General features: G+C 63.9%; 26 protein-coding genes. 9 read left to right on the plus strand and 17 right to left on the minus strand.

Translation table 11 applies throughout. The features are described 5' to 3' along the window. The first annotated feature begins 27 nt into the window (after positions 1-27). Positions 28-477, plus strand: coding sequence for a PTS sugar transporter subunit IIA (locus tag KIO76_RS28900; RefSeq protein WP_213327003.1), 450 nt, complete (start codon positions 28-30; stop codon positions 475-477). A 232-nt stretch (positions 478-709) separates the two neighbouring features. On the opposite strand, the gene KIO76_RS28905 is transcribed toward KIO76_RS28900, so the two are convergent. After that, positions 710-1159 carry a GNAT family N-acetyltransferase gene (locus KIO76_RS28905; protein ID WP_213327004.1) on the minus strand — a complete coding sequence of 150 codons (450 nt, stop codon included), beginning with the start codon at positions 1157-1159 and terminating at the stop codon, positions 710-712. 197 nt (positions 1160-1356) lie between these two features. Between KIO76_RS28905 and KIO76_RS28910 the strand changes: the two genes are divergently transcribed. Then, a complete protein-coding gene (locus KIO76_RS28910; RefSeq protein ID WP_213327005.1) occupies positions 1357-1914 on the plus strand; it encodes an NADPH-dependent FMN reductase in 558 nt (185 codons plus the stop codon). A gap of 12 nt (positions 1915-1926) precedes the next feature. Here the strand turns inward: KIO76_RS28910 and KIO76_RS28915 are convergent, their stop codons facing one another. Beyond that, positions 1927-2700 carry a maleate cis-trans isomerase family protein gene (locus KIO76_RS28915; RefSeq protein ID WP_213327006.1) on the minus strand — a complete coding sequence of 258 codons (774 nt, stop codon included), beginning with the start codon at positions 2698-2700 and terminating at the stop codon, positions 1927-1929. Between the two features lie 120 nt (positions 2701-2820). Here KIO76_RS28915 and KIO76_RS28920 point away from each other — a divergent pair, with 120 nt between their 5' ends. The 3 genes from KIO76_RS28920 (at position 2821) to KIO76_RS28930 (ending at position 5412) form a co-directional block, all read left to right on the plus strand. Continuing rightward, positions 2821-3666 (plus strand): ABC transporter ATP-binding protein, encoded by an 846-nt coding sequence (locus KIO76_RS28920; RefSeq protein WP_213327007.1) that lies wholly within the window; start codon positions 2821-2823, stop codon positions 3664-3666. A gap of 39 nt (positions 3667-3705) precedes the next feature. Then, positions 3706-4503 carry an ABC transporter permease gene (locus tag KIO76_RS28925; RefSeq protein ID WP_213327008.1) on the plus strand — a complete coding sequence of 266 codons (798 nt, stop codon included), beginning with the start codon at positions 3706-3708 and terminating at the stop codon, positions 4501-4503. A 123-nt stretch (positions 4504-4626) separates the two neighbouring features. Further along, positions 4627-5412: a GntR family transcriptional regulator gene (locus KIO76_RS28930; RefSeq protein ID WP_213327009.1), complete on the plus strand. Its 786-nt coding sequence runs from the start codon at positions 4627-4629 to the stop codon at positions 5410-5412. A gap of 39 nt (positions 5413-5451) precedes the next feature. Here KIO76_RS28930 and KIO76_RS28935 read toward each other — a convergent pair whose 3' ends face one another. From KIO76_RS28935 to KIO76_RS28945, 3 genes are read right to left on the minus strand one after another with little or no spacing between them, the layout of a single operon-like run. Further along, the gene (locus tag KIO76_RS28935) at positions 5452-6462 is read right to left on the minus strand and encodes an ABC transporter substrate-binding protein (protein WP_213327010.1); all 1011 of its coding nucleotides are present in this window, start codon (positions 6460-6462) and stop codon (positions 5452-5454) included. 30 nt (positions 6463-6492) lie between these two features. Next, positions 6493-8004, minus strand: a complete 1512-nt coding sequence (locus KIO76_RS28940; RefSeq protein ID WP_213327011.1) for an aldehyde dehydrogenase — start codon at positions 8002-8004, stop codon at positions 6493-6495. Positions 8005-8008: 4 nt separating this feature from the next. Then, positions 8009-8773 carry an SDR family NAD(P)-dependent oxidoreductase gene (locus KIO76_RS28945; RefSeq protein WP_213327012.1) on the minus strand — a complete coding sequence of 255 codons (765 nt, stop codon included), beginning with the start codon at positions 8771-8773 and terminating at the stop codon, positions 8009-8011. A 116-nt stretch (positions 8774-8889) separates the two neighbouring features. Between KIO76_RS28945 and KIO76_RS28950 the strand changes: the two genes are divergently transcribed. After that, the gene (locus tag KIO76_RS28950; RefSeq protein WP_213327013.1) at positions 8890-10128 is read left to right on the plus strand and encodes an FAD-dependent oxidoreductase; all 1239 of its coding nucleotides are present in this window, start codon (positions 8890-8892) and stop codon (positions 10126-10128) included. Between the two features lie 14 nt (positions 10129-10142). After that, positions 10143-10829: an isochorismatase family protein gene (locus KIO76_RS28955; RefSeq protein ID WP_213327014.1), complete on the plus strand. Its 687-nt coding sequence runs from the start codon at positions 10143-10145 to the stop codon at positions 10827-10829. A gap of 240 nt (positions 10830-11069) precedes the next feature. Here KIO76_RS28955 and argH read toward each other — a convergent pair whose 3' ends face one another. The 8 genes from argH to KIO76_RS28995 all read right to left on the minus strand — a co-directional run bounded on the left by argH (position 11070) and on the right by KIO76_RS28995 (position 19586). Then, the gene (argH, locus tag KIO76_RS28960; protein WP_213327015.1) at positions 11070-12602 is read right to left on the minus strand and encodes an argininosuccinate lyase; all 1533 of its coding nucleotides are present in this window, start codon (positions 12600-12602) and stop codon (positions 11070-11072) included. A gap of 62 nt (positions 12603-12664) precedes the next feature. Continuing rightward, positions 12665-13417: an ABC transporter permease gene (locus tag KIO76_RS28965; RefSeq protein WP_213327016.1), complete on the minus strand. Its 753-nt coding sequence runs from the start codon at positions 13415-13417 to the stop codon at positions 12665-12667. Positions 13418-13432: 15 nt separating this feature from the next. Next, a complete protein-coding gene (locus KIO76_RS28970) occupies positions 13433-14209 on the minus strand; it encodes an ABC transporter ATP-binding protein (protein ID WP_213327017.1) in 777 nt (258 codons plus the stop codon). Next, positions 14206-14688 carry a PaaI family thioesterase gene (locus tag KIO76_RS28975; protein WP_213327018.1) on the minus strand — a complete coding sequence of 161 codons (483 nt, stop codon included), beginning with the start codon at positions 14686-14688 and terminating at the stop codon, positions 14206-14208. Before KIO76_RS28975 ends, KIO76_RS28970 begins: the two co-directional genes overlap by 4 nt. 14 nt (positions 14689-14702) lie before the next feature. After that, complete coding sequence (locus KIO76_RS28980; RefSeq protein WP_213327019.1) at positions 14703-15716, minus strand: zinc-binding dehydrogenase; 1014 nt, start codon at positions 15714-15716, stop codon at positions 14703-14705. A 24-nt stretch (positions 15717-15740) separates the two neighbouring features. Next, complete coding sequence (locus KIO76_RS28985) at positions 15741-17246, minus strand: class I adenylate-forming enzyme family protein (RefSeq protein ID WP_213327020.1); 1506 nt, start codon at positions 17244-17246, stop codon at positions 15741-15743. Positions 17247-17259: 13 nt separating this feature from the next. Next, a complete protein-coding gene (locus tag KIO76_RS28990) occupies positions 17260-18435 on the minus strand; it encodes an amidohydrolase family protein (RefSeq protein ID WP_213327021.1) in 1176 nt (391 codons plus the stop codon). Between the two features lie 149 nt (positions 18436-18584). Continuing rightward, positions 18585-19586 (minus strand): ABC transporter substrate-binding protein, encoded by a 1002-nt coding sequence (locus KIO76_RS28995; RefSeq protein ID WP_213327022.1) that lies wholly within the window; start codon positions 19584-19586, stop codon positions 18585-18587. A gap of 322 nt (positions 19587-19908) precedes the next feature. On the opposite strand from KIO76_RS28995, the gene KIO76_RS29000 reads away from it, so the two are divergent. Then, positions 19909-20886, plus strand: a complete 978-nt coding sequence (locus KIO76_RS29000) for an agmatinase family protein (protein WP_213327023.1) — start codon at positions 19909-19911, stop codon at positions 20884-20886. On the opposite strand, the gene KIO76_RS29005 is transcribed toward KIO76_RS29000, so the two are convergent. Then, the gene (locus tag KIO76_RS29005; protein ID WP_213327024.1) at positions 20853-21803 is read right to left on the minus strand and encodes a LysR substrate-binding domain-containing protein; all 951 of its coding nucleotides are present in this window, start codon (positions 21801-21803) and stop codon (positions 20853-20855) included. The genes KIO76_RS29000 and KIO76_RS29005 overlap by 34 nt on opposite strands. A gap of 142 nt (positions 21804-21945) precedes the next feature. Between KIO76_RS29005 and KIO76_RS29010 the strand changes: the two genes are divergently transcribed. Continuing rightward, positions 21946-22842: a polysaccharide deacetylase family protein gene (locus KIO76_RS29010; RefSeq protein ID WP_502761909.1), complete on the plus strand. Its 897-nt coding sequence runs from the start codon at positions 21946-21948 to the stop codon at positions 22840-22842. Here KIO76_RS29010 and KIO76_RS29015 read toward each other — a convergent pair. From KIO76_RS29015 to ocd, 3 genes are all read right to left on the minus strand, one after another. Further along, positions 22820-23803: an NAD(P)H-quinone oxidoreductase gene (locus tag KIO76_RS29015; RefSeq protein WP_213327025.1), complete on the minus strand. Its 984-nt coding sequence runs from the start codon at positions 23801-23803 to the stop codon at positions 22820-22822. The two genes, KIO76_RS29010 and KIO76_RS29015, sit on opposite strands and share 23 nt — an antisense overlap. A 90-nt stretch (positions 23804-23893) precedes the next feature. Continuing rightward, positions 23894-24889: a citrulline utilization hydrolase CtlX gene (gene ctlX / locus KIO76_RS29020; protein ID WP_249730077.1), complete on the minus strand. Its 996-nt coding sequence runs from the start codon at positions 24887-24889 to the stop codon at positions 23894-23896. Next, positions 24889-25944 (minus strand): ornithine cyclodeaminase, encoded by a 1056-nt coding sequence (gene ocd, locus KIO76_RS29025; RefSeq protein ID WP_213327026.1) that lies wholly within the window; start codon positions 25942-25944, stop codon positions 24889-24891. The genes ctlX and ocd overlap by 1 nt, the downstream gene beginning before the upstream one ends. Positions 25945-26048 lie beyond the last annotated feature (104 nt).

A 26048-nucleotide genomic window follows, 5' to 3' on the forward strand; every position in this document is an offset into this window, starting at 1 on the left:
GGATTCTGACATACCACGGGTCAATCGATGAAAATTGCGCAGTTTCTAAATCCGCAGGACGTCATCTCCAATCTGGCAGCCACCAGCAAGCCGCAGCTCCTCACAGCCCTGGCACGGCTTGCGGCGAGCAAGCTCAAGGTGGACGAGGAGGGCATCGCCAGCGCGTTGATGCAGCGTGAGGCCCTGGGCTCCACCGGGATCGGCGATGGAACCGCCCTGCCCCATGCCACGATTGCCGGCATCGCCGCGCCCTTCGGGCTTTTCGTGCGACTGCAGAAAGCTATAGATTTTGAAGCCGTCGACGAGGTGCCAGTCACGCTCGTCTGTCTGCTGCTCCTGCCGCCGGAACGCAGCGCAGCCCATCTCAGTGCCCTTGCGGCTATGGCTAGAAAGCTGAGCTCAAAGGAACGTCGCGCAAAGCTCCGTGGCGCAAAATCGTCCGACGCGCTTTACGCGATCCTGACAGAGGAGGACTGATCTCGTGTGGGACAGTTGCTGCTGGTCACGTGATCAGAGCCGTCTCGTTCTTGCGGGACAGGCCGCAGGCTTGAGCCTGGGGACCAAACTGGCGCCGCATTGAAAACGAGCGATGGTGCGCTCGCGTTTTCCCGCATCGGGGCACCGGTTCTGGTCCTGGATGCTCCACTGACACGACACTCTGGGACGACGAGCGGCTCCAGCGCGCCAGATACATCGCAGCCTCTCCCGGCTATGCGATCTGCTTGCGGTATTGAACGAACCCAGAGCGTTCAGCCACCTTGTCGTAGAGCATCATCGCTTGGCTGTTCGTCTCGTGAGTCAACCAATAGACCCGGGGCGATCCCACCTTCTGAGCTTCCCCGTAAACCGCTTCGATCAGCTGACGGCCTATGCCGAGGCCTCGCGCGCTAGGGCTGGTGAACAGGTCCTGCAGATAACAGACCGGGGCGATCATGCTGGTGTTGCGGTGGAAAATGTAATGGACCAGGCCAAGCAACTGACCCTCACGCTCGGCGACGTGGGCATGCACCGGCTCGTAATGATCAAAGAAGCGTTGCCAGGTTGCGTGGGTCACGTCCGGGGGAACGACGCGCTCGTAGAAGCTGTTGTAACCTTCCCAAAGTGGGAGCCACTGATCCCTGTCATCGTGCATGATGGGCCGGATGGTCGCGTCTGTCATGCTCATATCCTTGCGGTCAAAGGCCGAAAGTGCCTGCGTGCATCGGGCGGCATGCCCTCCAATATAGATGCCCCCGATGAGATCGGGCCTGAAAAGAAAGCTGTATGGGCGCCAAAGAAGCTGTCCGGAATTCGCGTGCTGAACGTCGCGGGCCCGATTACAATGCTCTGAACGCAACGCAATGATGGCCAACAGCAATGACGACGCTTCTCGGGGTTTCCGGCAGCCTGCGCAAGGGATCTTACAACACTGCCCTGCTGCGAGCCGCCGGGGAGCTTGTTCCCGAAGGCGCATCCCTCGTCGTCGGAACCATCCAGGGCATCCCCCTTTATAACGCCGATGACGAGGAAGAGCATGGCATCCCCCCGGCCGTTCATATCCTGAAGGAACAGCTCGCAGCCGCCGATGGTCTGCTCATGTTCACCCCAGAATACAACAATGGCTTGCCGGGTGTCTTCAAGAACGCCATCGACTGGCTAACGCGCCCGAACTCTGACATCGATCGCCTGTTCAAGGGCAAGCCTGTCGCGATCGTCGGAGCCTCGCCGGGCGGTTTCGGCACCATTCTCAGCCAGAGCGCTTGGCTGCCCGTGCTGCACACCCTGGGGACCAAGCCGTGGTTCGGCGGGCGGCTTCTGGTCTCCCGGGCGCATACGATTTTCAATGCTGATGGCGAGCTGCAGGACGAAGCGATCAAGCAGCGCCTCGCCCAGTTCCTCGCGGGATTCGCCGCCTTCGCCAATCCCGGCGCGTGACCCCTGGTCCGATCAGGTGAAGGCGTGAGACCGCGCGAGGCGCTCGCCCCAGCCCTCACCCTCGACCCACCGAAGTAACCCATCTCGGGTCGCCGTTGACGGATCCCGCAGCGCTATCGCTTTCCAGCCCAGGCAGAGCATGCAGGAGAGCACCGGCGCCTTCCCGATGAACGGCACATGCGCGATGGCGTCGAGGGTCGGCATCCCTGTGCCAAGCATCAGCACCGCGTCAATGTCCTGGCCCTCAAGGCTTCTGACCGCCTTCTCGGCCGCCATTGCATCGAGGCTATAGATCGGGTGGAAATCGCTCGATTCGCGGTAGGCGCTCGCCTCGGCCGCCACGGTGAAGCCGCGCGATTCCCAGTAGCTTGCACTCTCGGCGTCAAGGGCCGAGTTATAAGGGGAGACAAGGCCGATCCGCTTCGCGCCCAAGGCCCGTAACGCATCGACAGAGGCGGTCGCCCCAGTGAAGGCGGGAACACCCGCGCGCGTTTCAATATCGGAGATCAACGCGTCTTCGCTATCCTTGCCTATCAGATAGGACGCTCCCGTGCAGGCGATTGCAATCCCATTGATGGGCGCGTTCGCGAACTGCGCCAAAGGCGCAGGAAACTGGGCCATATAGTCAAGCAGCCGCGCCGTGATGGTATCCTTTCCGCTCACCATCCGCGCATTGATCCAGGCGTAGCCCGGGGGGGTCAGCAGGGCAATTTCCGGTTCGACCGTGGTGTTGGCCTGGGGCGTGAAGACGCCAAGAAGCCCCTTCGGTGCATAGGCGACTGACATGGCACTCAATTCCTCGCGATCGGCGCTCGCCATCAAAAATAAATTTGCCACGGAAAATGTATTCCGTTTAGTTGTATTAAACAACAGACATCTTATTCGCCGGAATGGGAATGCATCGCCATGATTGAGACCGCGGCTCCAAGGGCACGCGCTATCGAGAGACAGGCCAGCGGGGTTGCGCCAAGCCAGGGCGCTATCCGGATGGAGCAGTTGGAAAAGTGGTATGGGACGCGTGATGCCAGGGTGCACGCGCTTGCGCCGACTGACCTCACGATCCCGGAGGGCGAGCTTCTTGTGCTGCTCGGCCCGTCCGGCTGTGGGAAGACCACGCTGCTGCGCATGATCGGCGGATTGATCGAGCCGACGTCGGGCAACCTCCTGGTCGAGGGCCGCCCTCTTTGGCGAGACGGCGCTCGGCAAAACGAGGTCCTGTCCGAACTCGGGATGGTGTTCCAGGAGGCCAATCTCTTCCCCTGGCTCACGATCGAGGACAACGTCGCGCTGCCGCTCGAACTGAAGGGCGTCCCGAAGGCCGAACGTCGCGCGGCCGCAGCGAAATTGCTCAAGATGGTAGGCATCGGCGGCTTCGAGAAGCGCTGGCCACGGGAGCTCTCAGGCGGCATGCGCCAACGCGCGGCCATCGCGCGGGCCCTATCCTACGACCCGCACATCCTCCTGATGGACGAGCCGTTCGGCGCCCTCGACGCCATGACGCGAGACCAGATGAATCTTGAACTGCAGCGCATCTGGAGCGAGACCGGCAAGACCGTGGTTCTGGTGACACATTCGATCAGCGAAGCGGTGTTCCTGGCTGACCGGATCGTCCTCTTGTCGCCGCGGCCGGGAAAGATCGACACGATTGTCGATGTCGACCTGCCGAGGCCAAGGACGGGCGAGACACAAGGCTCGCCGGCCTTCCAGGACTATGTCCGCAGGCTACATCACCGCCTGGCCGAGATTTCCTGAAACCCGTCACGCCGCTTCGACTTTGCGCAGGAGCGCATGATGAATAAGCAGTCCATCTTCCATCCCTCCAATAGGACCAAGCTCCTTCCCTACGTCACGACGCCGGTGCTGGTGGTCCTGATCATCCTGATCTGGCACAGCTACGTTGCGATATCGGGGGTTTCGCCCTTCATCCTGCCGAGCCCTCGATCGGTTTGGACGGCCTGGGTCGCCATGCTTTACGACCCGCGCGCGTGGAACCACACCCTCATGACGGTCTATGCGACGCTTACGGGCTTCGCCTGGGCGCTTGTCATCGGGGTCGGGCTGGGGGTTCTGATCGGCCGTTTCCGGTGGCTTGAACAAACGCTCAATCCGTTCATCGTAGCGACGCAGGTGGTGCCGAAGGTCGCCTTCGTGCCCCTGTTCGTCGTCTGGTTCGGCTTCGGACTCACCTCCAAGGTCATTGTCGCCGCGGTCCTCGCCTTCTTCCCCATCCTCACCAATACGGTGCTAGGGGTGAAATCGGTCGACGCCGGTCATCGAGATGTCGCCACCAGCCTCAATGCAACAAGCTGGCAGCGTTTCCGCCGGCTCGAGCTGCCCTCTTCCCTTCCCTATATCCTGACCGGCATGGAGGTCGGCATCGTGCTCGCCATCATCGGCGCGATCGTCGGGGAATATCTCGGCGGGACGCAGGGCCTCGGCTATATGATGATCGCCCGCATGAACGCCTTCGCGACCAACGAACTCTTTGCGGTCATCATCCATATGACGCTGCTCGGCTTCATCTTCTATTTCGCCATCGGCGCCCTGCGCCGCGTCCTCATTCCGTGGCACCAGTCCACTCAGCGCTGACACCGGGCGCCGGCCAGACCGGCGTCCCATTCATGGCACGGCCATTGACGTGGCGCCTGCTTGCATGACAATGCGCCCGATTGAAATGAGGCGGCGCTGTCTGCCGCCCAGGGACGGATGATGGTGGACACAAGCAAGGAGATCGCAAAAGGACGCCGCGCCGGCCAGCCTCGCATCCAGCCCCTCTACCACCAGATCTACATTCACCTTCGTCAACTGCTGACAGAGACTGAACTCGACACCAGCAAGGCGCTTCCGTCTGAACCCGCGCTTGCCGCCCGTTATGGCGTGAGCCGGGTGACAATCCGCAAAACCCTTGACCAGTTGGAGAGCGAGGGGTTGGTCAACCGCGTTCATGGCAAGGGAACCTTCCCTGCTCGCGCCTCCGGCCCCCAGGACAAGGCGAATATATCGAGCGGGCTCGACAACCTGCTGTCATTCGAGGCGCGCACCAGCGCGGTCAATCTCGGCTGGGAGATGGTAACGGCCGATGAGCCCATCGCGCGGCAGCTGGATAGCCGCGTCTGCCTGCGCATCACACGCCTGCGCAGCCGCGAGGGCGCGCCCATGTCATTTACAACGCTGCATGTTCCCGAGCGTTACGCGCATCTCCTCAACGAGGAAGAGACAGCGGACGAGCCCATCGTGCGGGCGCTGGACCGGAAGGGCGTCTCCGCCCAGCGCGCCGAACAGGTCATTAGCGCCATAGCCGCGTCGGCCATGTTGGCCCGCCAGCTTCACGTGAAGGCGGGATCGCCCCTCATCGTCATGCGGCGTGTGCTCTTCGACCAGAGCCACGTCCCGGTGCTCCACCAGGAAAGCCGCTATCCGCCGGATCGATTCGAGTATCGTATGACGCTCAGCCGCCTGAGCGTCGGGCCCGTCGCACAATGGGGCCCGACTGCATGAGATCCAAGGACCAAGGTCGGGACGAGGCGTCCAGTCGCATCAGCTCTTGAGAGCCTGGTCGATATAGGTGTTGGTATAGAAGACCTCCGGATTGGTCTCCTTGGACATGTCGGAGGCACGCAGGGTCGCCAGTCCCTCGGCCCATAGCTTCGGCACATTGCGCATGAGATTATCGCGGCCCTGGGACAGCCAGAGTTCATTGGCAGACGTTTTCACGATCGCCGCGAGTTCCTGCTTGTTATCGAGACGAGCAATCTCGAACATCTTGGCGGCACGATCGAAGATCGGCCCTGTGGGCTGTGTGATCAGCTCGTCCACCGATCCCTTGAGCGCCCGCAGAATCCGAACAAACTGATCGGGGTTCTTGTCCAGCGCTTCGCGCGTGGCGGCGTAACCCTGCCCCGGCATCGGCGCATAGCGATCCGTCGACCATACCTCGATTGGCTCACCCATCTCTCGCAGAGCCACAACCACATTGATCGAGCAGATGAAGCAATCGATACGGCCCGCCTTGACGAACTGGAGCGCTGCCGGCGTATCGCCCGACACCTCCCGCTTCACCTCGGATGGGGCAATCCCGACTTTGTGGAGCATGAGGTCGAGGAAGATCTCCGTCGATCCACCGACGGATACGAGACCAACCGTCTTGCCCTTCAGGTCTTCCGCGCCCTTGATCGGCTTCGCCTTAGGCGACACCACATGGAACGTGGAGCCCTGGTAGAGCGTCGAGATGCAGACGAGATTTGCGGGAGAAGCGGCCATGGCCCGCATTTGCTCGATCGAGGAAATGCGGATGAGGGCTGTCTTGCCGGCGATGAGCTGCTGCAGCGCCTGCGAGCCGCCGCGCCCGGCCTGAAGATCGACGTCCAGTCCTTCCTTCGCAAAGAAGCCACCCGACACGGCATTCATCATTTCGATGAAATTCGGCCCAAAGGCGAAGGGCGTCAGGATGGTGATCTTGCTTTTCTCCTGCGCCCGGAGAATGGCGGGCGCACTGAACATGGTGGCCCCGGCTAGGGCGGTTTTCAAAACGAGGCGACGCGTTGGCATGATGTCCTCACTCTGGTGTTATTGTCGGCTTCAGGATTTCATCCCGATCTTTTTCACGGTGATCGGGGCGGTGGGAACAGTGACTGTTTTGATCTCGGTGTAGAATTGCTCGCTGGCTTGGCCGCCCTCCCGGCCGACACCAGAATCCTTGTAGCCGCCGAAGGGCGCGCGCAGCTCGCGCGTCATTGTCGTGTTCACCCAGACAACGCCCGATTTCAGGTCGCGCGTAGCGGCCTCGACTGTCGGCAGGTGATCCGACCAGAGATAAGACACGAGCCCGAATGTCGTGTCATTGGCCATTCGCATCGCCTCGTCGTAGCTATCGAAGGTGAGGAACGCAGCAAAGGGGCCGAAGATTTCGTCCTGGCAAACGCGCGCGTCGTTCGAGCGGGCAAGCACTGCCGTCGGTTCCACGAAATAGCCGCCCGCGAGATCGCCCTCCATGGTCGCAGCGACTCCACCGGTCAACACCTCCGCGCCCTCGGCACGGGCAATATCCGCAAAGGACAACACGCGGTCGCGATGGGCGGCTGACGCCAGCGGACCAAGCTCGGTCGCATCAAGCATGGGATCTCCGATCCGGATCTGGCGTGCACGCGCAACGAAGCGGGCGATGAAGTCATCCGCGATCGAACGCTCCAACAGAATGCGTGATCCCGCAAGGCATTGCTGGCCATTATTCGAGTAAATGCTCACCAGCGCCGCATCGAGCGCCCGGTCGATGTCGGCCGAGGCAAAGATGATGTTGGCGCTCTTCCCCCCAAGCTCCAACGTGCAGGGCTTCAGGCGCTGTGCGGCGAGCGCCATGATGTGGCGGCCGGTCTCCGTGCCTCCGGTGAAACTCACACGGTCAATGCCGGGATGTTTCACCAGGGCCTCGCCGGTGACAGGCCCCCGGCCATTGACGATATTTACGACGCCCGGCGGAAGGCCGGCCTCGTGCAGGAGTTCGACGAAGCGACGCAACGCCAGCGGTGTTTGCTCCGAAGGCTTCAGCACGCAGGTATTGCCGAATGCGATTGCCGCAGCCACCTTCATCGAGGCAAGGGCAGTCGGCGCGTTCCAGGGTGCAATGAGGGCAGCGACACCAACCGGTTCGCGCACCACAAGGGAGCGATAGCCGGCGCTCTGATCGTAGACGTCCCCCTTCGTCTGCCCGATATATTCGGCAAAGAACCGAAAGTTATAAGCAGCACGCTTGATCTGGCGCTCGCGCAACTCCCGCATCGAGACGCCGAGATTGAGGCATTCGAGCCGCGCCAGTTCCTCCGCATGATCGAGGATCCGCGCGTTGATCGCGAGCAGCATCTCCTGGCGCTTCTCGACCGGAAGACGCGCCCAGGCGCCGTCATCAAAAACGCGACGGGCTGCCTGAACTGCGAGATCGACCTCGGCGGCGTCCGCCTCCAGGAGCTCGGCGATCTGGCCGCCCGTGGCAGGGTAATAGACCGGCATCCGATAGCCCGACGCAGGCAGAACCCGGCCATCAATGAGGCTTGTGACCTCGGTCGTATGAAGCGTGATCGGCGCGATAGCGTTCATTGCGTCAAACCATCAGCAGGCCGCCGTTCACGTGCAGGGTCTGGCCCGTCACGTACGCGGAGGCGTTGGAAAGGAGAAAGAGAATGGGCCCGACGACGTCTTCGGCGGTTGCAAGCCGCCCCAGAGGCACGGTCCGCAGATAGGCGTCGAGGTCGAGGCGCGTGGGCTTGCCATCGTCATCGCCACCGCGCCCCGTGCCACCTCGAAGGAAGGCGGTATCCACGGCCGAGGGGGCGACCGCATTCGCGCGAACATGGGGCGCGCCTTCCTGAGCGAGGAGCCGCGTCAGAGCGAGTACGCCAGCCTTCGAGACAGAGTAGGGCCCATAGCCCGGCGTTGGCTTAAGTGCGAGACCTGATGATGTGTTGACGATCGCTGGCGCCGTACCCCGCCGCAACAGAGGCATCGCGGCCCGTGCAATATGGAAGGCCGATAGCAGATTGCCATCGATCACTTCCTGCCAAAGCTCATCCGGCATCTCAGCGATCGGATGCCGCTCCCGCGCGAAGCCGACGAGGTTGACGAGCCCGTCGAGTGCGTCGACACGCTGCGCCACAGCCGTGAAGGCCTCTTTTACTGAGGCGCCGTCACTGGCGTCGAAGGCGAAGGCCGGCACGCCGGAGGGCGGTCGTTGCCGCTCGATGGAAGCTGCGAGATCGAGGACAACCGGAGCAGCCTGGCGATCGAGAAGCGCCCGGACAAGCGCCCGGCCGATGCCGCCACACCCACCGGCAACGACGATCCGCCGCCCTGTCCAATCACCGTCCATTCCGCTCTGCCTCGCCGCGATCGCGCAACTCGTGCTTGATCGTCGTCCCTAAGTTGTTTTATTGATAATACAACACAAGAGCGCGTCAAGCCTGAAGAACCGAGATGAAGGCGAAGATGGATAGAATCACGCGGTACGACTGCGATGTGGTGGTCGTCGGCGGTGGCCCTGTTGGCCTCTGCCTTGCCTTGCTGCTTGCCAGGAAAGGCATCGAAGTCACCGTTGTGGAAAAGGAGCCGGACGTCTCCCTCGACCTTCGAGCCTCCACCTTTCATCCACCGACGCTCGATATGTTGGAGGGACTCGGCCTTGCTGAGACTCTGGTGGCGCAGGGGCTCGTCTGCCCGCATTGGCAGATCAGGCTACATCCCGACGGCGACAGGGCGATTTTCGACCTTTCCGTGCTGGACAAGGACACGACGCATCCCTACCGCCTGCAATGTGAGCAGTGGAAACTCTCGCTCGCTCTCATGGACGCGCTGAAGAAGGAGCCCCGGGCACGCGTCCTATTCAGCCGTGAAGTGACAGGCTTCCTCCAGGATGAAGACGGCGTGACGGTATCGCTCGACAGCGGCGAGGGAGCAGACCACGGCAATGCGAAAGGCAATGGGGAGACCATCCGGGCGCGGCTCGTGGCCGGAACGGACGGCGCGCGGAGTACAATCCGCAAGGAACTTGGCCTCGAATTCGCTGGGCTGACCTATCCCGAAACAACGCTGCTCGTCACGACTCACTTCCCGTTCGAGGAGCATCTGGAAGGGATTTCCAACGTCTCCTATTGCTGGAAGGCGGATGGCAATTTTGCGCTTCTGAAGGTGCCCGGCCGCTGGCGCGTTTCGATCTATCCGCGCGAGGACCTGCCGATCGAGGAGCAGCTGACCGAAGAGGCCATCGAGGCGAGCCTGCAGGTCATCGTGCCGCGCAGCGAGCGGTATGAGGTGATCGAGAAGCGGCCGTACCGCGTCCACCAGCGCATCGTCCCGTCCTATGTTCACGGACGGGTCGTGCTGGCGGGCGATGCCGCCCATCTCAATTCACCCTCCGGCGGCATGGGGCTGAACGGCGGCATCCACGATGCCTTCGAGCTGGCCGCCGCGCTCACCGCGATCCTGCAGGACCACGCCCCCCTGGATCGCCTTGACCTTTATGATCGCCGCCGCAGGCCAATCGCCCGTGATCAGATTCTCGCCCAGGCCGACGCCAACCGGGCACGCATGCGAGAAAAGGACCCGGAAAAGCGCCGCGAGATCCTTGCGAACCTGCAGGCGATCACCCGGGATCCCGAGCGGCTCTACGCCCATGTCCTGAAGAGCTCCATGATCGACGGCCTGCGCTTGGCAGCCGCCATCCAGTGAGATTCGGGGGAGCGATGCATAACGTCAGCATTCCGCAGTCGGTCGTTGCACGCGTGGTGGCCCGCCGCGGCACGGCGCATCCCTATGCGAACTTCGATCCCAACCGCACGGCCCTTGTCGTCATTGACATGCAGAACGCCTTCATGATGCCGGAGGTCGCGCATGCGCTCTGCGCCAATGCGTCCGCCATCGTGCCGAACATCAACCGGCTGGCAGCGGCCCTGCGCGAGGCCGGCGGCAAGGTGTTCTGGATCAAGAACACCCACGACGAGGCCTGCTTCACCGAATGGTCCGTGATGTACGACCTTCTCCTGCCCGCCATGCGCGCCAGGCGGGTCGCGGCGATGACGGAGGGCTCGGTGGGGCATGAGCTGTGGGCCGGGCTCGATGTGCGGCCGGAGGACGCAATCGTCCGCAAATCGCGCTATTCCGCCTTCATCCAGGGCTCGTCCGATCTGGCGGAACGGCTGCGGGCGCAAGGGCTCGATACCGTGCTCATCACCGGCACCGTCACCAACACCTGCTGCGAGAGTTCCGCGCGGGATGCCATGATGCTTAATTTCAAGACCATCATGGTGACCGATGGCAATGCAGCCCACACCGATGAGGAACACAACGCCTCCCTCACCGGCTTCTACCTCAATTTCGGCGACGTCATGTCGACCGATGAGCTTGTGGCGGCGATGACAGCGCGTCGATAGGAACCGCCGGCCCTGATCCCTCCCCCTTTGGGGAGGGTGGCCTCGCGTCAGCGAGGTCGGGGGGGTACGGGCCGGGAACGATCCTCCACCCGCGATACAGCTGTTGCCGCTTTCCTCCGGGTCCGAGCCAGTCGCTCCCCACCCAGCGCCTGCGCCGCCACCCTCCCCAGGGGGGAGGGATCAGCGGCGCGGATGACAACAACGTCGCTTCCGCGCCGCAGCGGACTTGCTGCCGCCGCCTCATCCGGCACTTGACGACGCTTCAACCGACCAGTCCGCAAGGTGAGCCGAGATCGCCTCTTCCAGGGCCGCATGGGCCTTGTCCGACTGCGCTGCGAGCGCAGACACGGCCTGCGCGTCAGCATCAAGCCGCGCCTCGGCCGCGCCGATTTCGCGCAGGATGGCCTCGGGCGCCGGCCCGCCGTAGATGCCGCGGCGGCGCACGAAGGCGGCCGGGTCCATGGCGTCGGCGAAGACCGCTTCCGGCAGTTTTGGCGCGGCGATCCCCAGCGTCTCGGCGGCCCTGTCGAGGGAGGCCGACGTTGCCTTGTCCGGCGTCACGCCTGCCTCGATGTTCTGGCGCACGAAGACGCTGACGATCTGGTGCGAGGTCCGCCAGTCGATCGCCCGCTCGCGCACCAGCGCCGAGGCGAGATCCGTGACCTGCGCCCAATTGGCGCCTGCGAGCGTCCGCATGCGCTCCACGCGCACCTTGAGGTCGCGCATCAGCGGCCCCAAGGTCTCCAGCCGCACGCCGAGGCCGCGGCCGAGGTCCCAGAGAATGGCCTGGCTGTTGCGCCGCTCCATGATGGGGAAACCCGTCGGCCCCTTCTCTGCCATCATCACGGTCGCGACAATGCCCAGAGACTGGGCGGCGACGCCCTTGATGTCCTCGAGCCCGTCGGGGTTCTTCTTCTGCGGCATGATGCTGCTCGTGCCGCAATAGCGGTCCGGCAGTTCCACCATGGCGAATTCCACGGTCGACCAGAGGAAGAGGTCGTCCGCCAGCCGCCCGATGTTCTGCGCGAGCACGGCGAGCACGCCGGCATAATCCATCTCAAGGTCGTGGCTGAGGATGGCGTCCATCGTGTGCGACAGCGGTGCGTCGAAGCCGAGGAGATCCGAGATGCGATGGCGATTGAGCGGAAAATCGCTGCCGGTCATGATCGCAGCGCCCGCCGGAGAGCGGTTCACCCTGCCGTAGAAGGACAGGAGCCGCTGGGTGTCACGGGCGAAGACCTCCTCGAACATCGTCAGCCAATGCGCGAAGGTCGTCGGCTGGGCGTGCTGGCCGTGCGTGTAGCCCGGCATCACGGTCTCGCGGTGCTGGCGGGCCAGCGCCAGCAACGTGCCGCGCAGCTCGGAGAGTGCAGCAAGCATGCGCTGGACGTGGCCGCGGAAGGTGATGCGGCGCGCCACTTCGACGAGATCGCCGGAGCTGCGGCCGAGATGCAGCCGGCCGCCGATGTCCTCGCCGAGCGTCTTGGTGAGATAGTGTTCGCCGGAATGCATGCCGCCATCGGCCTCGGCACGGGCCTTCTCCACGCCCTCCCCTTCCATCTGGCGAAAGGCCTTCAGCATCGCGACGCCGGTTGCGCGCGGCACGATGCCTTCCTCGCTCAACATCAGGGCGTGGGCCTTGTCGAAGGCATGGATGGCGTGGACGGATTCACCCAGAAGGCTCGAACGGTGGAAATCGAGATGAGCGAGCGGCTCCTCGGTCAACCGGGCTCCTGCGGTACGGAAACCGCGATAGTCCGTCGTCTTGCTCATGATGAACTCTCCGCAGAAACGGTCGCAACAATTAAGATGTCAGGCGCTGGCAAGGGCCGCGCTCACTTCATCAGGCGCGCGCGCCAGGACAATGCCTTCTCCAGCCGCGTGATGAGGTAGAACAGGATGGCGCTGATCGCGACGATCAGGGCGAGCGCCGCGAAGAGCTTGGCGGTCGAAAGCGAGGCGTTGTAGGCGAGTAGCAAATAGCCGAGCCCGCGATTGCCCACGACCCATTCGCCGACCACGGCGCCGATCACGCTGACGGTCAAGGCAAGCTTCAGCCCGGCGAAGATATGCGGCACCGCCGAGGGCAGGCGCACATGCCGGTAGACCTGCCAGAAGCGCGCATCGACCGAATGCATCAGTTCGAGATGACCCTTGTCCGTGCCCTCGAGCCCCGTCACGGTATTGATGAGAACGGGAAAGAAGGCGAGCAGCGCGATGATGAAGATCTTCGGCTCGACGCCGACGCCGAACCACAGGATCAGCAAGGGCGCGATGGCGATCTTCGGGATCGTCTGCGAGGCGACGATCAGCGGATAGAGCGCGCTGCGAACCGGCGGCAGGAGCATCATGATAATCGCGAGCCCGACGCCGAAGATTACGCCCACGGCATAGCCGGCCGCCAGCACGCCGAGCGTAGTCCACATATTGTCGATCAGCTCACGCCAGTTTTCGATGGCAGCGCGCACGATCACCGAAGGAGCAGGCAGGATGAACTCCTTGATGCCCCAGGCGATGCTCGCCCATTCCCAGAAGGCGAGGATCGCAATGATCGTTATTCCGGGTAGGAAGCGGTTGAACCGGTCCATGTGCTTGCTCCCAACCTAGCGCATGTTGCTGACGAGGTGGTGATGGATCGTCTCGGTCGCGCGGGTGAGCTCCGGCCCGAAACGTTCCGCCGCCCGCCTGTCGCGCGGCATGTCGATGGCGATGTCGGCGACGACACGTCCCGGCCGGGGCGCCATCACGAACACCCGGTCGGAGAGATAGACGGCCTCGGCAATGGAATGCGTCACGAAGATCACCGTGAGGCGGTTCTTCGACCAGATGCGCACGAGCTCGTCATTCATGCGCTCGCGGGTGAGTTCGTCCAAAGCGCCGAACGGCTCGTCCATCAGCAGGATCTTCGGCTTCAGCGCGTAGGCACGGGCGAGCGCCGCGCGCTGGCGCATGCCACCGGAGAGTTCATGCGGATAGTTGTCGATAAAGCCGCCGATGCCCACCATCTCGGCGAGGTCCTTGACCTCCTGGCGCGAGACCGGCCTTGCGGCGATATCCCCGAGCAATGCGATGTTCTCGCCAATGGTCTTCCAGGGCAGGAGCGTCGCGTCCTGGAACATCTGCCCGACGAGGCGGCCGCGCCGGAGCTTGGCCGGCGGCTCGCCGTCGATGGTGAGCGTGCCAGAGGTTGGGGCCAGCAGATCCCCGAAGATCTTCAGAAGCGTAGTCTTTCCGCAGCCCGAGGGGCCGATCAGCGAGATAAACTGGCCGTTCTCGATGGTGAAGGAAACATCCTCCAGCGCCGTGACTGGCCCGCTGCCGTGGCCCTTGTAGGTCAGGTTCAGGTTCTTGCCGACGATGGATTGCTGTCCAGCAGTCATGAAGCCATCTCCGTGGCGGGGCGGGGCAAGCCGCTCATGGCATAGTTGGCGCGTCCGATGGCGACGAGGGCGCCATCGGGGCCGAACACGTCGATATCGACGAAGGCTATGCTCCGCCCGCTCTTGCGGATCGTCGCCCGCGCTGTCAACGCCTCGCCGACGATGGGGCGGAGATAATCGACGCGGAAATTGATGGTCGGGGGCGCGGCCCCGTGCAGCATGATGAGCGCAACGTCCCCCGCCGTGTCGATCATCGCCGAGACGACACCGCCATGCCAGCGCCCTGTGCTTCCAGCCGAGCGCTCGAATTCCGGCTTCAGCGCCATCCTGAGCGTCAAGGTGCCGGCAGCCACGTCCATCTCATGCAGTTCAAGGCCGAGAAAGGCGATGAAGGGCGAACGGGCGAGCCAGCCCGACACCTCGGCGGGCGAGAGCGGCTTGACCGCTTCCGCCGCCCCCTTGCTTGCTCCGGCGGTCATTGGCGCATCATCTGTCATGGGCGGATCAACACTTTGCCGAGCACGCGCCGGTTCTCGACGCGCTCGAAGGCTTCCGCCGCGTTTTCGAGCGTGAAGATCTCATCAATCAAAGCCTTCAGCTTGCCGTCGCTGGCGAGCTTGAGACAGCCCTCGATATCCTCCTTCATATAGGCATTCGAGCCGAGCACCTTGAGCTCGAAAACCCAGATATAGCGGATGTCCTCCTTGGGATCGAAGCCCGCGGTGGCGCCGCAGGTGAGCAAACGCCCGCCGACCCGCAAGGTCTGCAGGGATTTCACCCAGGTATCGCCACCGGTATAGTTCACGATGACATCAAGGCCATTGGTGGCGCGCGGCCCGCGCCGGCTCGGCTTCCCGTAAAGCTTGTGGACTTCTTCCAGAAAATCCGTCTCGTGATAGTTGATGACGTGGTCGGCGCCGAGATCCTTGAGGCGCATCAGCTTGTCGGCGGACGAGGCGAATGCCACCACCTCGCAGCCGGCGAGCTTGGCGAGTTGCACGCAGCATACGCCGACACCGCCGCTGGCGCCGAGAATGCCGACCTTCTCGCCGGACTTCACGTCACCGTTGGTGTACATCATGCGCAGCGCCGTCGCATAGGCGGTCGGCATCACGGCGGCGGTGTCGAAATCCACATTGTCGGGAATACGGATGAGCTGATGCGCGGGCACTGCGCAGTATTCTGCGAGGCCACCATCCATTGTCTCGCCTACAACGCCCCGGCTCAGGCGGTTGATGGGATCGATCACCACGCGATCCCCTACCTTCCAGCCGTCGACGCCAGTGCCCACCTCGACGATCTCGCCAGCCACATCGAGACCCGGCACGACCGGCAGGCGGAGCGTGATGCCCGGCATGCCACGGCGGGTGAAGATGTCGTGGTAGTTCAGCGTCGAAGCGCGCACGCGCAGCACGACGCCGCCAGGCTGGACGACGGGATCCGGGTAATGCGCGTCATACACGCATGCCTCCGGGCCACCGTGTTCCTTGATGTAGAATGCCTTCATGGCAAGCTTCCTCGCTTGTTGGTTTTATGACGTCAGCGCCAGCGCGCGTTCCGTCAGGGCTCGCCTGTCGACCTTGTTGGTCGAGGCGAGCGGGAGTTCCGGCACGATGAAGACGCGCCGCGGATGCTGATAGGCTGGGCCGTTGGCGAGCGCGAAAGCCTTCACCTCTTCCTCGGTCACGCTTTCGCCGAGCTTCGGCACGACGAAGGCGACCGGCTTCTGTCCCTTGATCGCGTCAGGCACCGGCACGACGCAGACCTCGGCAACAGCGGGCAGTTGCATCAGCATGGCCTCGACATCACCGGGAAAGACATTCTCGCCACCGCAGACGAACATGTCATCGGCGCGGCTCACGAAGAAATAGAAGCCGTCGGCGTCCCGCTCGAAGATATCGCCGGTGATGTAGAAGCCATCATCGGTCATCGACTGCGCGGAGAGTTCGGGCTTGTTCAGATAGCCCATCATGACGGCACGGCTGCGGATCTGCAGGACACCCTTGTCCGGCCGCACCTTGCCGTCGTCGACGAGCCGCAGTTCCACCGCCGGATGCGCATAACCGACCGACATGTCGGGCTGAGGGAGGCCGTCCGGGTGCGGGCCGAAGAAGATCGGCCCCGCCTCGGTCGTGCCGAAGCCATTGACCACCTTGGCACTGGTGAAAATCCGCCTGATGTCGGCCATCAGCTCCGGCGTCGCCGGCGCGGACGAGACGCGCACCAGCTTGACCTTGGAAAAATCGAGCTCCGCGATGAGATCGGTGCGGCGGGCGAGCATCGCGATCATGGTCGGCACGGCCGTGATCATCTCGACGCCATAGGCGGCGATTGCCCGCACGAAGGATTCCACCTCGAAGCTCGGCAGCAGGATCACCGTGCCACCGCTGCCGAGCGTCGCCTGCGACGAGGCAAGACCGTTCTGGTGATAGAGCGGCGCCGCGACGATGGTGCGCTGGCCGGCCGGGCTGTTGGCGCTGGTGCGGTGATCGAGCGCCCACAGATGCCCCTGGTGGGAGAAGATCACCCCCTTCGGCACACCGGAGGAACCGGACGTGTAGATGATCATGGCGATGTCCTGCGGCCCCGGTTCCACAGCCGTGAAGGGACCGGGATCGCGGAATTCTGTCAGGACTGCGCTCTCGCTTTCATCACCCATGCGAATGCATTCGTACTGCGCCGGGACGAGCGGCTCGCGCGGCCCATCACAGAACACCAACCGGGCGTCGCTGTCCTCCAGAATGAAAGCCACCAGAGACGGCGGCAGCTTGTAGTTCACCGGCACGACCGTGATGCCGGCCCGGAGCGCTCCGAAAGCGATGGCGATGAAATGCACACTGTTGGCGGCGACGATGGCGATGCGCTCGCCGGGCCCGATGCCACGCCGCACAAAACCGCGCGCATAAGCTGATATCAGCGCGTCGAGCTCCGCATAGCTGTAGCTGCGCGGCTCGGCGGACCCGAGATCGATGATCGCGGCCTGCTCGGCCGGAACATGGGTCGACAGGGCCGCGCCGAGATTGCTGAACATCACCATCAGAAAAGTGCCTTTACTTCTGGAAGACCACGGCGCCGCCGGCGATCACCGTATGGACCGCATCGTTCTGGTCGATGAGCACGTAGTCCGCGTCGAACCCGGGGGCCACCTGGCCCTTGCGCGCATCGAGCCCGAGCACGCGCGCAACATTGGTCGTCATGGGCTGCAGAGCCTGATCGAGGGGCAGGCCGAGTTCATGCACCAGCCGCATCAGATCCCGGAAGAGCACGCTCGGCGGCACCGTGCGGTAGCCGGTGAGCCTGCCATCGGCATCCCGCACCGCGGCCGGGATGTTTCCGTCGGTGGAGACCGTGATTTGCGCCAGCGCAACGCCTCGCTCCAGACAGATGCGGATGGCGTCGGGAACATCGACGCCCGTCGGGTTTCCATCCAGCCTGGAGACGCAGCAGGTCATGTCGATGGTGCCGCCGCGCAAGGCGAAGGCGATCGCTTCCTCGAAGACCGGAGAGAAATCCCGCGTGCGGTTGACATGCGTCGGGATGATCTGGTCGATCGGCATCTGCAGCTCGTCCACGAGCCGGACGAGAGGTGCCAGCGCCTCATCGAGCGAGCCGACATGGCAGTGGAGCACCGCCCGCTTGCCGGACATGGCCCGCGCCCGCATCACCTGGCCCGCGAGGTCGGCCAGCGCATTCCAGTCGCGGTTGGGATGCAGGCGCTCCGCGACCGCGCTTTTGGCGCCGATCACCTGATCGATGAAGGACACATCGGCGCAGATGCTGTCGAGAAGATGCTGGGCGGGCAGCGGCATGCCCCCGGTATAGATAAAGGCCGTCACGCTCTCGGCGCGCAGTTCATGCGCTTTGCGAAGCAAAAACCGTAAATCGCGGGTTTCATTGTCAACGCCGAGCAGGCCGACCGCCGTCGTGGTGCCAGCGGAGAGTAGCTGTCGCGCCGTCAGTTCCTCGACGCGCCCGAGAGGCCCGTTGGCATCGCCGCCGCCGACGAAGTGTATGTGCTGGTCGATGAGCCCCGGAATGAGCCGGAGCCCGCGCGCATCCATGTGCGTAACGCCGTCAAGGCTTGCAACCTGCCGCGCTGCGTCCTCGCCGAGCCAGAGAGTCCGGCCGGCAGCAGCAACGACGGACGTCGTACCCAGCGCGGCCGGCGCATAGACCTCCGCGCCTTCGATCACCAGGCAGTCAGTCGCCTTCGACGGTTTTGACACGAGCTTGCAACCTTCTCCTAAACGCTCGGCGCAATCGCCCTGAGCCGCTGCCGTCGAACGGCGTGGCACCGGGGCATAGCGGAACGGCCCTAGACACGCAAAAGGCACCCACGTGTCATCGACGCGGGCGCCCCTTGGAAACGACCCGCCTATTTCTTGGCCGGCAGATAGTCGTTCGTATAGAGATCCGACACCTTATAGCCAGGCTTCAAGACGCCGCCGTCCGCAAGGCCGCTGTAGAGATTGTTCCAGGACGTATCGTCCATCCAGCCCCAGCCGTGTTCTTTCGAACGCGGGCTCTCCGTCAGATCGGCGATGATCTTGATAGCCTGCGGCAGCGTTTCCTTGGGCTGCGTCGGATCGATACGGCCCATCATCGCCACGGTGGCCGGGATGTCGGCGGATGCCTCGGCGTAGCCCCGGGCGGTTGCCGCCAGGAAGGCCTTCACGGCGTCGGGGTTCTTGGCGAGGAAGTCGCTGTTGGCCATGATGACATGACCAAGGATCGGATATTCATCCGTGTTGAACGGTAGGAACAGCGGCTCGACGCCTTTCGCCTTGACCTGCAGCGCATGGGCGAACTCGAAGCCCGTGCAGCCGTCGGCCCGTTCGGCGAGCATCAGGGTGCAGACCGTCTGGGGATCGACCGAGAGCACCTTGACCTTGTCGGTCATGTCGCTGCGCTTCAAGGCAGCGCGAAGCAAGGTGGCGAGCGTCGTCGAATCCGACGTCACGATTGTCTTGCCGCCGAGATCCTTGAAGCTCGTGACCGGTCCCTTGGCCTTGTCGACGATGACGCCGGTCGCGTCCTTCTGGAGATGATTGGCGATGACCTTGATGGGCAAGCCCTGAATGCCGCCGGCCAGGGCCGAGTCGGCCGCCGCGATCCCGAGTTCGGACTGCGCCGCGCCGGTCGCCTGCACGGCAAGCGGCGACCCGCGCAGATACTGGAAACTCACGTCGAGCCCCGCATCCTTGTAGTAGCCCTTCTCGTCCGCCCAGTACAAGCCGTACCAGGACAGCTGCGGCACGTTGAAATGCATCGAGATCTTGACGGGCGTCGGGGTCTTGGTCTGCGCCAGAGCGACTGACGCGGCCGACACGGACAGGCCAAGCGCAAGACACAGGGACAGGAAACGCGGGAACTTCATGGATTACCCCTCTGGCGATCGCTTTATCGGAACGCGGCCTCACATGGCCGGCCTTTTCGAGTGAACGCCGATGAGGACGCCCACCGATGATCAGACACGGCTGTCATTGCAGCTATGAAGCAAGAGCGGCGACAGGGGCACAACTGATTATTCGTCAGCAAAGACATGACGTAACATCATGTTTAAAAATAGGGCGCGCTGCATAAACGCGCATCAAATCGCCAATCGATGAAAATTCTTCAGGCGATCGCTGACAATCGATCACTTCACCCGGCTCTTCTTCGATGCCTAACTAGCCGCATGAATTGGCTAGGAGCGTTCCGTGACATCTCTCGATCTTCTACCCCCGGGCCTTGTCGTCAATACCATGAAAGGCGATGTCGCCGAGCATCGCGCTGGCGCGTGGCTCACCTGGGACGGGACGCTTGACCTCGACTGCGCGATCGTCGGCGTGCCCTATGATGGAGCCTCGGTCGTCCGCACGGGCTCCCGTCATGGGCCTGACGCGGTGCGCCAGGCGATGATGTATTTCACCACCTATTCGAGCCGAGATCGCCGCGCCATGACCGATTTCCGCGCCGCGGACATCGGCGATATCGAGGTCGTTCTCACAGATATGGAAGGCACCTTCGCGCGCATCACCGAGACGGTGCGTCAGCTCGTTACGCGCGGGATCGTGCCGGTGATGATCGGCGGTGATCACTCCATCGCCTTCCCCAACCTGCGTGGCGTCATCGAGGCCATGGGACCGAGCAAGAAGCTCGGCGTCATCCATTTCGACGCCCATCACGACCTGCGCAAGGCCCACCTCGGGGCCGAGTCGAGCGGCGTGCCGTTCCGCAAGACCCTCGAGCTTCCCGGCACCCTCCTCAACGGCCGCAACCTCGTGCAGGTTGGCATGGCGGAATTCACCAATTCGCCGCAGCTCGACGACTACGCGAAGGACATGGGCGTCACGGTCATCTCGGGCCTGGAGGTACGCGAGCGCGGCATCGCCGCCGTCGTCGAGCAGGCCCTGGCGATCGCCGGTGAGGGGACGGACGCGATCTATCTCTCGGTCGACATCGACTGTCTGTCCCATGCGCAGGCGCCGGGAACCGCCGCACCCAACCCCTTCGGGCTCGATCTCCACGACGTGCAGTTCGCCATGCGCAAAATCGCGGCGAGCAACAAGCTGATCGGCGCCGATCTCGTGGAAATCTCGCCGCCCTTCGACCCGCGCAATATCACGGGCGCCAGCGGTGCATCACTGATCCTCAGCCTGCTCTATGGGTTGTCGTCACGCACCCCGGCGGCTTGATCACTCTCGCCGTTGAGCGTCAGCAGCTTCCCGAAGCGGCTCATCAGCCAATGCAGGAAGAGACGATTGCTCGAACGCTCCAGCCGGTAGCCGTCGCAGACGACATACCAGCCGCCGGTCGCCTGGATCATGGCCGCAAAGGGTCGCATGAGGCTTCCTTCCCGAACATGGGCCATCGACAGGGTATCGCTGACGAGGACGACGCCGGCGCCCTCGACTGCCATGTCCATGGCAACGCTGAGGTCGTTGCAATAGAGATGCCGGCGGTAGAGGCTGAAATCATGCTCGCCCTCGTCCGCCAGCCAGCGGCGCCATTCGGAGCCGTCATCGCGGTGGAGAAGCACCACATCGCGCAGATCCGCCGCACGCGTCAACGTACGCCCGGCTCGCTGGAACAGGAGCGGGCTGCAGGCGGGCGCGATGGAGACATTCTCCAAGAGGAAGGAGCGCTTGCCCGGCCAGTCCCCGGTCCCGAACTGGATGCCGATGTCCGCGTCCGCCACCTCCGCCACGCGGTCATTCTCCGAAAGGTGGATATGGCATTCGATCGCCGGATGGTCCTCGCAGAAGGCGGGCAGATTCCGGGCGAGCCATTTGCTGGCGAACATCGGCGAGCAAGCGATCATCAGACGTCCGCCCTCGGCGTCCGCGTCAACAAGGCTGTGCGCGGTGCGGGCGATGTCCTGCAAAGCCGTTCCCACGGAGCGCGCGAAGATGCGGCCGGCATCGGTGAGGGCCACGCCGCGGCCGGATTTCTCAAAGAGGTCGAAACCGAGAGCTTCCTCCAGCTTACGCAACTGGTGGCTGACCGCACTATCCGTCAGGTTCAGCTCGGTGGCTGCCTTCGTCAGGCTGCCGTGACGCGCCGCCACATCGAATGTGCGCAGCGTGGCGAGCGGCAGGTTACGCGCGACCATGCAGCCCGTCCTTGCCCGAATGCCGCTGCCGGTCGTCTGCCATGGGTCCCACCATCTGCCTCTTCCTGGTCGTCTCTAGCATAACCACGACAGGTAATCGCCCTGCTGGTCTCCGCATCCCTTCCACCCTCGAGGCCTCCCGATGATGAAACATCCCGCCCCCGCCAATCCCGCGCCACCCGCCCCGGAGTTTCCCTGGCCGCAGGGCAAGCGTTGCGCCCTGTTTCCAGCCTTCGATGTGGATGCGGAGTCGGTCTGGCTCGGCGGCGACCCCGCCAATGCCGATCGCCACGTCACCCTCTCCTACGGCGGATATGAGGCCCGCGTCGGCATCCCGAAGATCCTCGAACTGCTGGCGCGCCACGAGGTGCGCGCGACGTTCTTCGTGACCGGCTGGGCGGTCGAGGCCCATATCAGGAGCTGCGAGGCCATCCTCGCCGCCGGCCACGAAATCGCCCACCACGGCTATCTGCATCTGAAGCCGGACGCAGAGCGCTTCGATGTCATGATCGAGGAAATCGACCGGGGCCTCGACGCCATGCGCCGCGTGCTGGGCATCACGCCGGTCGGCTACAGGGCGCCATGGGGCGAGAGCTTCCCCGCCCTTCTGCAACTGCTCGTGGACCGCGGCATCCGCTATTCCAGCTCCTGGCGGGACGACATCCGGCCCTATCGCCATGTACTGCCCGGCGGTCCGGGGCCCGTCGAGATCCCCGTGAATTACAGCTTCGACGACTGGAGCTACGGCCTGACCCATCGCTCCAGCCCCCGGGCGCTCTTCGGCCGCGAAGCGGTGCTCGCTATCTGGCGCGACGAATTCGACCAGACGCGGGAATGGGGCGGCGTCACCACCATGGTCATGCATCCGCAGGTGACCGGGCGGCCGATGCGCATCCGCATCCTCGACGATTTCCTGACTCATATCCGCACCTATGACGATGTCTGGATCGCAACGGGCCGCGAGATCATGGAGCACTATGAAGCCTGCGAGGCGGGCGCCGGCGATACGGCCCGCGTCAGCCGCCCGCTCTCAGAATGATCTTACCCACATGCCGCCCCGTCTCCATGTAGCGATGGGCGGCGGCGGCCTCGGCCAGCGGGAAGACCCGGTCAACCACCGGTTTGATGCGCCCGCTTTCGAGATGGGGCCAGAGATCGCGCCGTACGCCGGTGACGATACGATCCTTGGCGGCGGCGGGCCGGTCCCGCAATGACGTGGTGAACAGCGACGCACGTTTCGCGAAGAGTGCAGCGAGCGAGAGCGACACCTCGCGGCCGCCCTGCAGGCCGATGATGGCGATGCGCCCGTCCTTGGCAAGCGCCTCGATATTCTTCGGGAGATAGGAAGCGCCCATGTTGTCGAGAATGACATCGGCGCCGTGCCCGGCCGTGTGGGCGAGAACCTCGCGCGCGAAATCCTCGGTCCGATAGGAGATCGCGCGGCTCGCGCCGAGCTCTTGGCACCGCCGCAGCTTGTCCTCGCTCCCCGCGGTCGCCAGAACCTCCGCCCCCAAGGCCTTGCCGGCCTGCACCGCAAACGAGCCGATGCCGCCCGTGCCCCCATGGACCAGGAGGACTTCCCCCGGGGCCAGCGCGCAGGTGTCGATGATGTTGGACCAGACCGTCGCGGACGCCTCGGGAAGTGCTGCCGCCGTCACGAGATCGACCCCGCGCGGCAGGGGCAGGAGCTGGCTGGCTGAGACCGCCGCCCGTTCAGCATAGCCTCCGCCGGGGACCAGCGTGCAGACCCGGTCGCCGATCATCCAGCCCGTGACATCCGTGCCGATCTCGATGATCACGCCGGAGCATTCGATGCCGAGGACGGTCGGCAAGGCAACGCCCTTGGTATAGGTGCCGTTGCGCTGCATGAGGTCGGCATAGTTCAGCGCCGCGGCCTCCACCGCGATGACGACCTCGCCGGGGCCAGGCGTGGGATCGTCTATCTCCGCGAGACGCAGGACATCCGGACCGCCGGTTTCGGAGAGTATTACGGCACGCATGATCGCCCCCTATCGTGTCAGTCGCGATCAGACATAAGTGATCCCGCACTGACATGCTTGCAATTTCAGCCTCAACAACGGCCGGCCGCATCAAGCCGGCGCTAGAGCGACCGTTGGTGCAGGCGTCGCGGCGGCAGCCGAAGTGGCGTGGATGGCGCCGCGCGGCGCCAGATGGATCCCCGCCAACATGCAACGCACGGAACCGCCCGCGAGCTCGATGGTCGGCACATCGAGGGGCAGCAGAGCGACGTGGCGTTGCAACCGGGCGCGCTGTCCGTCGTCGAGCGCGGCGAGCGCCCGGGACGACAAAGCGAGGACCCGGCCGTCTCGCCCGTCGAGCTCGATGGCATTGCCAGCGAACTCGGTGATCTGATCAGGGGTGAGATCGATCACATCGCGCCCCGTCGTCTTGAAGCGCTCGGCAATCTCGGCCCGCCGCTCCAGCCTCGAGATCGCGGAGAGGCCGACCATGCAGAAATCCGTGCCGATGCACATCAGGACATTGGTGTGGTAGATCGGCCGGCCGTCGCGATCCGCCGCATCGAACACCACCGGCTCGAAGTTGAAATGCGTGCAAAAGCGTTCAAGCGCGACTTCGTTGGTGCGGTTGGACCGTGCGGCATAGGCAACGCGCTCGATATGGTCGAGCACCATCGCGCCGGTCCCCTCAAGATAGACCGAATCCTGCTCCAGGCCGGAATAGTCGATGACATCCTGCACGCGGTAGCGATGCTTCAGCATCTCGATGACATCGCCGCGCCGCTCCCGCCTGCGGCTGGGCGAGAACATGGGATAGAGAGCGACGTGGCCGCCGGCATGGGTCGAGAACCAGTTGTTGGGGAAGACCGAATCCGGAGTGTCGCGCGTCTCGTCCTCGAAGAGATGAACCGTGATCCCCGCCGCGGCAAGCTGATCCACGGCGCAACTCACCTCGTCATAGGCCGCCTTCGCGATCGCCTCGGCCGTGCGCGCGCTGTCCTGCGCCTGGAAGGCATTGTCATGGGCGGTCGCGGGGTTCGGCGAGAAGTGGTGCGGGCGGATCATGACGACGCTACGCGGCGCTTGGACGGACAGTTTATGGGCCATTATCGCGCCCCTCCAGCCGAACTCACGGCCGTCGCGCCATGGTGCCTTGCAATTAGCCCGAAGAGATCGCGTGGATCTTCGGGTTCTGTCACCAGATCGATCTCATCGAAGAAATCCGTGCCGGCCACCCGATCTCGCAGATAACGCAACGCGGAAAAGTCCTCGGTCGCGAAACCGACGGAATCGAACAGCGTGATCTGCTCCGGCGCGCGTCGGCCGGGCACTTCGCCGGCAATGACGCGCCAGAGCTCGGTCACCGGGAAGTCGGGATCCATCTGCTGGATCTCGCCCTCGATGCGCGTCTGTTCGGGAAATTCGACGAAGACATCCGCGCGCAGCAGGATGTCGCGGTGCAGCTCCGTCTTCCCCGGGCAGTCCCCGCCAACCGCGTTGATATGCACGCCGGCCCCGACCATGTTGTCGCTCAGGATGGTCGCGTTCGACTTGTCGGCGGTGACGGTCGTGATGATGTCGGCACCCAGCACCGCTTCTTCGGCGCTCGCCGCGCTGGTGATCGCGAAGCCATAGCCTGCGAGGTTGCTGCGGAACTTGGCGGCGGCGGCCGGATCGATGTCGAAGACCCGCAGCTTGCGTATGCCCAAGAGGGCCTTGAAGGCGAGCGCCTGGAACTCGGACTGCGCGCCGAGACCGATGATCGCCATGCTGGATGCATCCGGGCGGGCGAGATAGCGCGCCGCAAGCGCCGACGTTGCCGCGGTCCGCAAGGCGGTCGTGATGGTCATTTCCGACAGGAGCCTGGGGTAACCGGTCGCGACGTCGGACAGGACACCGAAAGCGGTGACGGTCTGCAGGCCGGACCGCGTGTTCTTTGGATGGCCGTTGACGTATTTGAAGCCGTAGAGCGCGCCGTCGCTCGCCGGCATGAGCTCGATGACCCCGTCCCGGGAGTGGCTGGCGACCCGCGGCGCTTTCTCGAACGCGGCCCAGCGGCGGAAGTCCTCCTCGATATAGCCGGCCAGCCCGACCAGGAACGGCTCGACGCCGATCGTCTCGACCAGCCGGATCATGTTATCGACACCGACATACTGGACCATGGCCGCCTCCACGCGCTGATATCACCTGGGAAATTGTATCCCGAGCGAATTGCAGCCAAAATTGATAAGCTGTACAAAGATCCCCAATATTTTGAGCAAATTGC

Source organism: Chelatococcus sp. YT9 (genome assembly GCF_018398315.1).
GTDB lineage: Bacteria > Pseudomonadota > Alphaproteobacteria > Rhizobiales > Beijerinckiaceae > Chelatococcus.

Bases quoted from the DNA above. Each gene is read 5' to 3' on its own strand.
- KIO76_RS28925 (WP_213327008.1), top strand. From the start codon at position 3,706: ATGAATAAGCAGTCCATCTTCCATCCCTCCAATAGGACCAAGCTCCTT.
- KIO76_RS28985 (WP_213327020.1), bottom strand. From the start codon at position 17,246: ATGGTGATGTTCAGCAATCTCGGCGCGGCCCTGTCGACCCATGTTCCG.
- KIO76_RS28900 (WP_213327003.1), top strand. From the start codon at position 28: ATGAAAATTGCGCAGTTTCTAAATCCGCAGGACGTCATCTCCAATCTG.
- KIO76_RS28950 (WP_213327013.1), top strand. From the start codon at position 8,890: ATGGATAGAATCACGCGGTACGACTGCGATGTGGTGGTCGTCGGCGGT.
- KIO76_RS28920 (WP_213327007.1), top strand. From the start codon at position 2,821: ATGATTGAGACCGCGGCTCCAAGGGCACGCGCTATCGAGAGACAGGCC.
- ocd (WP_213327026.1), bottom strand. From the start codon at position 25,944: ATGGTCCAGTATGTCGGTGTCGATAACATGATCCGGCTGGTCGAGACG.
- KIO76_RS28940 (WP_213327011.1), bottom strand. From the start codon at position 8,004: ATGAACGCTATCGCGCCGATCACGCTTCATACGACCGAGGTCACAAGC.
- KIO76_RS28980 (WP_213327019.1), bottom strand. From the start codon at position 15,716: ATGAAGGCATTCTACATCAAGGAACACGGTGGCCCGGAGGCATGCGTG.
- KIO76_RS28945 (WP_213327012.1), bottom strand. From the start codon at position 8,773: ATGGACGGTGATTGGACAGGGCGGCGGATCGTCGTTGCCGGTGGGTGT.
- KIO76_RS28910 (WP_213327005.1), top strand. From the start codon at position 1,357: ATGACGACGCTTCTCGGGGTTTCCGGCAGCCTGCGCAAGGGATCTTAC.
- KIO76_RS28965 (WP_213327016.1), bottom strand. From the start codon at position 13,417: ATGGACCGGTTCAACCGCTTCCTACCCGGAATAACGATCATTGCGATC.
- ctlX (WP_249730077.1), bottom strand. From the start codon at position 24,889: ATGGCCCATAAACTGTCCGTCCAAGCGCCGCGTAGCGTCGTCATGATC.
- KIO76_RS29015 (WP_213327025.1), bottom strand. From the start codon at position 23,803: ATGCGTGCCGTAATACTCTCCGAAACCGGCGGTCCGGATGTCCTGCGT.
- argH (WP_213327015.1), bottom strand. From the start codon at position 12,602: ATGAGCAAGACGACGGACTATCGCGGTTTCCGTACCGCAGGAGCCCGG.
- KIO76_RS28970 (WP_213327017.1), bottom strand. From the start codon at position 14,209: ATGACTGCTGGACAGCAATCCATCGTCGGCAAGAACCTGAACCTGACC.
- KIO76_RS28995 (WP_213327022.1), bottom strand. From the start codon at position 19,586: ATGAAGTTCCCGCGTTTCCTGTCCCTGTGTCTTGCGCTTGGCCTGTCC.
- KIO76_RS28975 (WP_213327018.1), bottom strand. From the start codon at position 14,688: ATGACCGCCGGAGCAAGCAAGGGGGCGGCGGAAGCGGTCAAGCCGCTC.
- KIO76_RS28935 (WP_213327010.1), bottom strand. From the start codon at position 6,462: ATGCCAACGCGTCGCCTCGTTTTGAAAACCGCCCTAGCCGGGGCCACC.
- KIO76_RS29010 (WP_502761909.1), top strand. From the start codon at position 21,946: ATGATGAAACATCCCGCCCCCGCCAATCCCGCGCCACCCGCCCCGGAG.
- KIO76_RS29005 (WP_213327024.1), bottom strand. From the start codon at position 21,803: ATGGTCGCGCGTAACCTGCCGCTCGCCACGCTGCGCACATTCGATGTG.
- KIO76_RS28905 (WP_213327004.1), bottom strand. From the start codon at position 1,159: ATGACAGACGCGACCATCCGGCCCATCATGCACGATGACAGGGATCAG.
- KIO76_RS28955 (WP_213327014.1), top strand. From the start codon at position 10,143: ATGCATAACGTCAGCATTCCGCAGTCGGTCGTTGCACGCGTGGTGGCC.
- KIO76_RS28915 (WP_213327006.1), bottom strand. From the start codon at position 2,700: ATGTCAGTCGCCTATGCACCGAAGGGGCTTCTTGGCGTCTTCACGCCC.